This is a genomic window from Mesorhizobium sp. M2A.F.Ca.ET.067.02.1.1 (assembly GCF_004023285.1).
In the GTDB taxonomy this organism is placed as follows: Bacteria; Pseudomonadota; Alphaproteobacteria; order Rhizobiales; family Rhizobiaceae; genus Mesorhizobium.
Genome location: NZ_RZSB01001099.1, coordinates 1 through 1,361, shown reverse-complemented (window position 1 = coordinate 1,361; position 1,361 = coordinate 1). Strand labels below are relative to the sequence as shown.

Genomic DNA, 1,361 nt, shown 5'->3' with positions numbered 1-1,361 from the left:
TCCATGCCGTGTGGCCCCTCACGCGCGCGCTGACGCCGAAGGTTCGCGTGGTCATCGACGCGCTTGTCGGGCATTTCGCGGCGCCGCTTTGGGATGCCGCCTGAACATTGCGCCTGTCATCTTCCAAAAATACCGGCAGGCTATTTTCGAATGCGCTGCAGCAATGCTATTGACCGCCCATGCTTTACGTTGAAATCGCCGTCGTTGCCGTCCTCATCTTGGTGAACGGCCTTTTGTCGATGTCGGAGCTTGCCATCGTCTCGTCGCGGCCCGCCCGCCTCAAGGCGATGATCGACCGCAACATCAAGGGTGCCGGCCGCGCGCTGGCGCTGGGCTCGAACCCCGGCAAGTTCCTGTCCTCGGTGCAGATCGGCATCACCCTGGTGGGCGTTCTCTCAGGCGCGTTCTCGGGCGCGACGCTTGGTGAGCGGCTGGCGCAATATCTGGCGTCGACCGGCATCCGCGAAAACATCGCCGACCCCGTCGGTGTCGGCATCGTCGTCGCCTTGATCACCTATGCCTCGCTGATCGTCGGCGAGCTGGTGCCGAAGCAGATCGCGCTCAAGGACCCGGAACGCGTCGCGGTCAGGGCCGCGCCGGCAATGACGATCCTCGCCACCGTCTCGGCGCCGCTGGTCTTCCTGCTCGACCTCTCCGGCCGCGCCGTGCTGTGGCTGCTCGGCCAGGCCGGCGAAGCGGAAGAGAAGGTCACTGACGAGGAGATCAAGATGCTGGTCGCCGAGGCCGAGCACCATGGCACCATCGAATCCGACGAGCGCCGCATGATCGCCGGCGTGATGCGGCTCGGCGACCGCGCCGTGCGCGCCGTGATGACGCCGCGCACGGAGGTCGACTGGCTCAACCTGCAATCCGACGAGACGGTGACCCGAAAGCTTCTGATGGAAACGCAGCACTCGCGATTGCCGGTCGGCGACGGCAATGTCGACGCCACGGTAGGCGTCATCCAGACGCGCGACGTGCTGGCCGCCCTTCTCGCCGGCAGGGTGCTGGATCCGCGCCAGCACGTGCGCGCCGCACCCATCGTGCATGACCAGGCCGACGCGCTCGACGTGCTGCAGAAGCTCCGGGAATCGGATGTGCCGATGGCACTGGTGCATGATGAGTACGGCCATTTCGAAGGCATCGTCACGCCGGCCGACATCCTCGAAGCGATCACCGGCGTGTTCCGCTCCGACCTCGAGGCCGGCGAGGAGGAGAACGCCGTCAAGCGCGACGACGGCTCCTGGCTGCTCGCGGGCTACATGCAGGCCGACGAGATGGCCGAGGTGCTGGGCATCGACCTGCCGGAGAACCGCGACTACGAGACCGTCGCCGGCTATGTGCTGTCGCATCTCCACCAC

At 66.2% G+C, this 1,361-nt stretch carries 1 protein-coding gene; it reads left to right on the top strand.

Translation table 11 applies throughout. The features are described 5' to 3' along the window. Positions 1-179: 179 nt before the first annotated feature. The coding region (locus tag EOA28_RS35775) for a hemolysin family protein (RefSeq protein ID WP_148671109.1) at positions 180-1,361 on the top strand (1,182 nt) is incomplete at its 3' end.